Origin of the sequence: Moritella sp. (assembly GCF_033791185.1) — a bacterium.
Classification (GTDB): Bacteria; Pseudomonadota; Gammaproteobacteria; order Enterobacterales; family Moritellaceae; genus Moritella.
Window position 1 is genome coordinate 1 of sequence record NZ_JASJHF010000123.1, and the last position, 6,838, is coordinate 6,838.

The following is a 6,838-nucleotide window of genomic DNA, read 5'->3' on the forward strand; positions in this document are numbered from 1 at the left end:
ATGCCAGTGAGAATTGTTATAACAATTCTCACTGGCATCAGTAACGGCTGTTATGTTATAATATAACACCTGTTTTACTGACCTCGTGTTTATACCATGTCTTTACTTTTATTTCTGAGCATCGCGACACTCTTCCTTGGCCCTTATTTATGCAAATTTGTCGGCTCTAAATCTGATCGCTTTGCTTTCTTTGATAGCTTTATCTTTGTTTCCATTGGTGGCTTGGTGCTATTCCATATTTTGCCAGAATTACTGGAAAGTGGCGGCATTGCTGTTCTTGGACTTATGTTAGTCGGCTTATTTGGACCTGGCATGGTCGAAAAAGTATTTCATAAAATCGCCAAACAAACTCATTCGGTCACCTTGATTCTCGGCGTATTGGGCCTAGTGTTACACGCGATCACTGATGGTGGTGCACTGGCGATAGAAGATGACCAAACCGCTTATTTATTAGCAATTGGTGTGGTATTACATCGTTTCCCTGTGGGTTTAACGGTATGGTGGTTATTACGTCCGCATTATGGCAGAGCATTACCGTTAGCAGTATTAACGGCAATGTCATTGGCAACGGTGGCGGGTACTTGGCTGGGCGGAGAACTGATCGCACACGATAGTGGTAATTGGTTGATCTGGTTCCAAGCGTTAGTGATGGGCTCTATTTTACATGTAGTTTTTCACCAGCCGTATAAACAAGAACACGGTAAAGAAACCCAGCGTGATAAATTTGCCGCCGGCACCGGTAGCTTAATTGGTGCTACCTGTTTGCTTGCCGTGTTACTGCCGCATTGGTTAGGTTATGCGCCGCATAATCACGCTACTGAAGTAGCGGTAGTACCACAGACGGTCACCTCAACGGAATTACACATTGACGACCATGTAGGGCACGATGACCATGCAGGGCACGATGTGGCTGCTGGATTGGATGAGCATGCCGGACATGCACACAGCAGTGAAACTGCGGAAACATTATTGCGCTTTGTGAGCTTATCTTTGCATGCTGCGCCAGCGTTATTATTCGCTTACATCCTGACATGGTTGATTAACTTTATTAAGCCAGCCTTTAACATGGTGGGTCAGCTACGTAGCCGCGGTTCAGTGGCTGGTGCATTAAAAGGCACCTTAATTGGTTTGCCATTACCTATCTGTATTCCAGATGCATCGGGTATGTACAAGCAACTAATCAAAGCCGGTTGTGGTTCTGCATTAGCTGTATCCTTTTTGGTTGCGTCGCCTGTGCTGGGTTTTGATGCACTGCTTATATCATTGCCATTATTAGGTATTGAATGGGTTGGTATTCGTTTGGTCATGGCGATTATTTTAGCGGTAACACTGGGTTTATTGATTGGGTTATTGTTTAAGAAACAGGATCTAAATACCGAAACGTGTGCGAGCCCAGAACAGTTAAAACAATCTACCTCGCGTCTTAAGCATGCTTTTGAACATGGTTTTGCGCATTTAATCGATCATACCGCGCCTTGGGTGCTATTTGGATTAATTGCCGCTGCTACATTTACTCCGACTATTGGTTGGCAGTTTTTACAGCAAGAACCTTGGTTACAAGTCGTATTAGCTATTTTAATTGCCTTACCATTTCATTTTTGTGCCACGGGTATTACCCCTGTATTAGCGATTATGCTGATTGCGGGTGTATCGCCTGGTGCGGTTGTTGCCTTTAGTTTGGTTGGTCCAACCCTTAACTTAGACTTGTATCGCTTTATTAAAGATAACCAAGGTAAGCACATTGCAGTGGCTGTGGTGATGGCTATTGTTACCGTTGCCTTGTTATTGGGTCTCGGTCTTATGTATTGGGTTCCTGAATTACCGAAACCTTGGCTGACGCTGGCGCCGCATTGGCAAGATGATTGGTGGCGTTATTTAAGTTTAGCGATTGTGACAGTGTTATTTGCGATAAGTATCTTACGTCGTGGGGCGCGTAGTTTTATGCTGGAATTATTACCACATAGTTTTAGGAGTGCGAAACCACATCACCATCACCACTAAATGGTAATATCTATCTTGTGGTTACGGGGGTTGCGTCGGCTGGTTGAGCGACGCTCGTAACGGGAACAGTGATTAAGTTGGCGTTGCCGTCTTTCCTGACGGTAACGTTGTTCCATAATAAACTCGCCTTCCACTTCGATAGCCTCTATCACATCAAGGTGATTATTTATCTTTTCTGTGTTTACTTCCATGCAAGGCCCAATTGTTGTTAAAGCAGAATCGCAATTTGTTAATTACTGATTTTATGGTTAAGCAGCCACTTCGTGTTTTTATATTTGCAAGATTAAAGTGGTTCTGTTTTACTAAGATTAGTATAACTTGATGAAAATGTAATTTGCATTACACACATTCTTTGTATCGCCAACAGGATGTTCGTCGACAGAGAAATAAAGGTTATTCCATGCCCAAAAAAGTGACAGATATTCTAACCCAAGACGAGCTCAATTTATTACAGGAAGTAATAGATAGCCAAGTTGATCATGACAGCAATGATGTCTATATATCCGATATATCAAAACAGTTACTTAATGTATTAGCGCAATCGGATGATATCGTATTGGTCGCGCAACATCAGCAGGAAGAGTTTCGCTTTCCGCTGTATTTGATTCGTGATGAATTAAAAGAGCTGGGTCCGCCTGATATTATCGATCATAAAGGTGGCGGTGGGCGTTACTGGCGTTTGTCTGACCCGAAAGGACTGAAAATATTTGACCCTAAAGGTGAAGTGTTATTGGGTGCGGTAATCAATATTTCAACCTCAGGGTTATTTATGTTGTGTAGTGAACAGCAATTTTCGTCACTCGACTTTAATCTAAAAGAAAAGAGTCATCTGCGTTTTTATTTAAAGATCCCACAGCGTGGTTTTCACTTAGTTGATGCAATCATTGTTCGGATTGAAAGTGAGCCTAACAATACGAAAGGACTCGCGCTGAACTTTGATATTAACAATGAATTGGCGTTGATATTGCACGATTATATTATTGAAGAGCACGATTCATTACATGATTTAGAATAGCAGTTAACGGACTTGGCTGAAGTAAGTTAACTGCTCCCGACGCTGTCCGTGAACCGTTACTGGGTTTCAATTTAGCATTAACTAATATCGAGTTCTTTCAATTTACGGGTGAGGGTATTACGCCCCCAACCTAATAATTTTGCAGCATCTTGCTTATGACCTTGGGTATATTCTAGTGCAGTCTGCAGCATGATGCGTTCAAAATCGGGCATGGCTTCCGCGAGAATATCACTTTGTCCTGATGCTAGTTGTTGCGCGGTCCAGGTTTTTAATTGACTACGCCAATCACTATTTTCAGCGCCATGAGTATAACTGAGAGATGCTGGTTGTTCCTCGGTGATCTCTGGGGGTAAATCAGCAATGAAAACTTCTTGGCCACTTGCCATGACCGTCAACCAACGGCAAATATTTTCCAGTTGACGTACGTTACCAGACCAATGGTGATTGGCTAAATAGGTCTGGGCTTCTTTACTGAGTATTTTAGTCTCGACACTGAGCTCTTTACCGGCGCGAATCAGAAAATGATTCGCCAATTTAGGAATATCTTCACGGCGTTCATTCAGCGAGGGTATGTGAATTCTAATCACGTTTAAGCGATGAAATAGATCTTCTCGGAAGCTACCTTCAGCCACTTTTTGTTCTAAGTTCTGATGGGTCGCGGCAATAATTCTCACATCGACACTGACCGGAGAGTGACCACCAACTCGATAAAACTGACCATCGGATAATACCCGTAACAATCGTGTTTGAATATCAATCGGCATATCGCCGATCTCATCTAAAAATAATGTTCCTCCATTGGCTTGTTCAAAGCGGCCATTCCGGACATTGGCAGCACCAGTAAAGGCGCCCTTTTCATGACCAAACAGCTCAGATTCGATTAAGTCTTTTGGGATCGCCGCCATGTTCAAGGCGATAAACTCATTGTTCACGCGTGGACTGTGTTTGTGTAGTGCGTGGGCGACCAGCTCTTTACCTGTGCCTGACTCACCATTAATTAATACACTGATAGATGAACGAGAGAGACGACCAATGGCGCGAAACACTTCTTGCATTGCTGGTGCTTCACCAATAATTTCAGTCACGGGTGCTGGTTTATTATGTTTGCGGCGGTTCTTACGCTGCTCTCTCGCATGCGTTACTGCACGAGTTGCCAGTGATACGGCTTCGTCAATATCAAACGGCTTTGGTAAGTATTCGAATGCACCGGCTTGATAGGCATTAACTGCACTGTCGAGATCTGAATGTGCAGTCATGATAATGATGGGCAGTTCAGGGTGCTCACCGTGCACCTGACTCATTAATTCTAACCCGGTCATTTCGGGCATGCGAATATCTGAGATAATAATGTCGGGTTGCTCGAACTCTAATTTTTTTAATAACGCATATGGTTCACTAAATACAAAGGTATTAAACGCTTGTGATTTTAATGCTTTATCAAGTACCCAGCGGATAGAACTATCGTCGTCGACAATCCAAACTGTTGCTGCTGTCATAGTTTAATCCTTTATTTTCTTAATGGCAGATAAATGGCAAATTCGGTATGACCAGGCCAGCTATTACACTCAATTTTACCTTTGTGTTGTTTCACAAGGTTTTGCGCAATCGAAAGACCGAGTCCGGTGCCACCTACTCTGGCGGTGACCATCGGGTAGAACAAGGTATCTTTGATATGTTCAGGGATACCTGGGCCATTATCGATGATCTTAATTTCAGCACATAGGCGATATTTCTGTCCTTGAATATTTACTTGATGTGCCGTTCGCGTAATAATTTTTATGGTACCGGATTGTTTTAGAATTTGAATTGCATTACTGATGATATTAAGCAGTGCTTGCTGTAATAGGTCAGGTTCCATTTCTAAATCAGGGATTGAAGGGTCGTAATCGCGCTCGATAATGATCCCTGGCGGTAAATCAAACTCGACTAACTGCTTTACTTTCTCAATCACCGAGTGAATATTTAAAATGGTCTGCTTACCGGGTTTTTGTGGCCCCAATAAGCGGTCGACGAGTGCACGTAAGCGATCGGCTTGTTCGATGATAATACCGGTGAACTCTTTTAATTCAGCTGTGGGTAATTCTTTTTCAAGTAATTGTGCGGCACCACGTAAGCCACCCAATGGGTTCTTAATCTCATGCGCTAAACCACGAACCAATTCTTGTGCGGCTTGTTGCTGTACGTGTTGGTAAAGTTCCTGGCTGATCTTTTTTTGTAAATCGATCTGCCTTGCTTCAATCAGGATGCAAGTATCAGCGCCAAAATTAGTCAGTGTTGCTGATATTTCAACTAACAGTTGGCGGTCGTCAATGACCAGTGAAACCTCATTATCGGTAAAGCCTTGTCCAGTTTTAATGGTGCTGGCCAGTAATGATAAATCTAACGTTGTGTACTCAATAACATCGGTTATCCTCATATCAAGCACTCGGGGGGAACTTGACCCTAATAATTGTTCACCTGCAGGATTGAGGTATTTAATATGCAGATCATTATCAAGTACAAAAACGGAAGAAACTAAGTTATTGAGCAGCGATTGCTGTGTTTCAGGGATCATGACCATGACATTTCCTTAGCAGGATTACTATCCTGTTACCGAATTGCACCATTTTGGTGCTACAACTAAAATACTACTGCACAGTAGGGCAAAATTAAAGTGATTATGGTTTAGTTTGCTTTAAAACGATGTAAATAAACCGTAATTAGCTCTGATGATGCAATTACCTTGCCTAAATTGTTAGTGAGTTGTAACTGTAGTTGGTGTGAGCCTATCGGTACGTTAGTGACGTTAAACTGAGTTTCAATTTGTTCACTGTGAATGACAGCATCAATTAATAACCGAATGGTATAGCCGTATGGCAATGTTGCATTGAGTGTCGCTGATACCGCTATCTCACCGCTATTGCTACGTAGCGTTTGTTGGTCTATAGGTGAATTTATAGTAATCGAGGTGGGCGCGAGTACCTGCTCGGTGACGGTACTGTTTACCGCGCTTGCAGGTGCCGTCCTGAGTTGTGTCAATGATTCAATCGAGGGCGGTGTAAGTTGTACATCAATTTCAGTTGCTGATTCAGATTTGTTTTCATCATCGGAAAAGTGGGTAATACCTTGTTCATCAGTCCATTGATAAATTGCGGATATGCTTGGATAGGAAAGTAATAATATCACGAGTAGTATCATGTTTTTCATGGCGACATCCTGTCTTTTTATTATTTAATGTGTCTCGTTATTCTTATCTATTTACATAAGCCTGACAAATAAAAAACCCGCTAAATAGCGGGTTTTTTTGCATTAATTTGTATTAATAACAAATTATACGCTGTAGTACATTTCGAACTCAATTGGGTGAGTTGTCATGTTCAGTCTTTCAACTTCTTCAGCTTTTAGCGCTATGTATGCATCGATCGTATCGTGTGCCATTACATCGCCAGCAAGTAAGAATTCACGATCCGCATCCAGTGCTGATAGTGCTTCTTCTAGTGACGCTGCAACTTGTGGGATCTCCGCTGCTTCTTCAGGAGGCAGGTCATATAGATCTTTATCCATCGCATCACCAGGGTGGATACGGTTTTTAATACCGTCAATACCCGCCATTAACATTGCAGAGAATGCAAGGTATGGGTTAGCCGCTGGATCCGGGAAACGTACTTCAATACGTGTCGCTTTTGCTGACGGTACGATTGGGATACGAATAGATGCAGAACGGTTACGTGCTGAGTAAGCCAGCATTACCGGTGCTTCAAAACCAGGAACTAGACGTTTGTACGAGTTAGTTGCAGGGTTAGCAAATGCGTTAATTGCTTTAGCATGCTTGATGATACCACC

At 42.6% G+C, this 6,838-nt stretch carries 5 protein-coding genes and 1 pseudogene; 2 read left to right on the forward strand and 4 right to left on the reverse strand.

Going from position 1 to position 6,838, the window contains the following annotated elements:
* Positions 1-96: 96 nt before the first annotated feature.
* Both QNK26_RS07410 and QNK26_RS07415 read left to right on the forward strand, forming a co-directional pair.
* A complete protein-coding gene (locus QNK26_RS07410; RefSeq protein ID WP_319221920.1) occupies positions 97-2,001 on the forward strand; it encodes a permease in 1,905 nt (634 codons plus the stop codon).
* Positions 2,002-2,401: 400 nt separating this feature from the next.
* A complete protein-coding gene (locus QNK26_RS07415) occupies positions 2,402-3,016 on the forward strand; it encodes a PilZ domain-containing protein (RefSeq protein WP_319221922.1) in 615 nt (204 codons plus the stop codon).
* Between the two features lie 77 nt (positions 3,017-3,093).
* Here QNK26_RS07415 and glnG read toward each other — a convergent pair whose 3' ends face one another.
* The 4 genes and pseudogenes from glnG to glnA form a co-directional block, all read right to left on the reverse strand.
* A complete protein-coding gene (glnG, locus tag QNK26_RS07420) occupies positions 3,094-4,512 on the reverse strand; it encodes a nitrogen regulation protein NR(I) (RefSeq protein WP_319221924.1) in 1,419 nt (472 codons plus the stop codon).
* A gap of 11 nt (positions 4,513-4,523) precedes the next feature.
* Positions 4,524-5,576 (reverse strand): nitrogen regulation protein NR(II), encoded by a 1,053-nt coding sequence (glnL, locus tag QNK26_RS07425; RefSeq protein ID WP_319221925.1) that lies wholly within the window; start codon positions 5,574-5,576, stop codon positions 4,524-4,526.
* A 104-nt stretch (positions 5,577-5,680) separates the two neighbouring features.
* Positions 5,681-6,202: a DUF4124 domain-containing protein gene (locus QNK26_RS07430; protein WP_319221926.1), complete on the reverse strand. Its 522-nt coding sequence runs from the start codon at positions 6,200-6,202 to the stop codon at positions 5,681-5,683.
* A 123-nt stretch (positions 6,203-6,325) separates the two neighbouring features.
* A pseudogene (gene glnA, locus QNK26_RS07435) lies at positions 6,326-6,838 on the reverse strand (glutamine synthetase); the annotation flags it as partial.

What these genes read in the sequence shown, in the direction of transcription:
- QNK26_RS07410 (WP_319221920.1), top strand. Translation starts at nt 97, where the DNA reads ATGTCTTTACTTTTATTTCTGAGCATCGCGACACTCTTCCTTGGCCCT.
- QNK26_RS07415 (WP_319221922.1), top strand. Translation starts at nt 2,402, where the DNA reads ATGCCCAAAAAAGTGACAGATATTCTAACCCAAGACGAGCTCAATTTA.
- glnG (WP_319221924.1), bottom strand. Translation starts at nt 4,512, where the DNA reads ATGACAGCAGCAACAGTTTGGATTGTCGACGACGATAGTTCTATCCGC.
- glnL (WP_319221925.1), bottom strand. Translation starts at nt 5,576, where the DNA reads ATGGTCATGATCCCTGAAACACAGCAATCGCTGCTCAATAACTTAGTT.
- QNK26_RS07430 (WP_319221926.1), bottom strand. Translation starts at nt 6,202, where the DNA reads ATGAAAAACATGATACTACTCGTGATATTATTACTTTCCTATCCAAGC.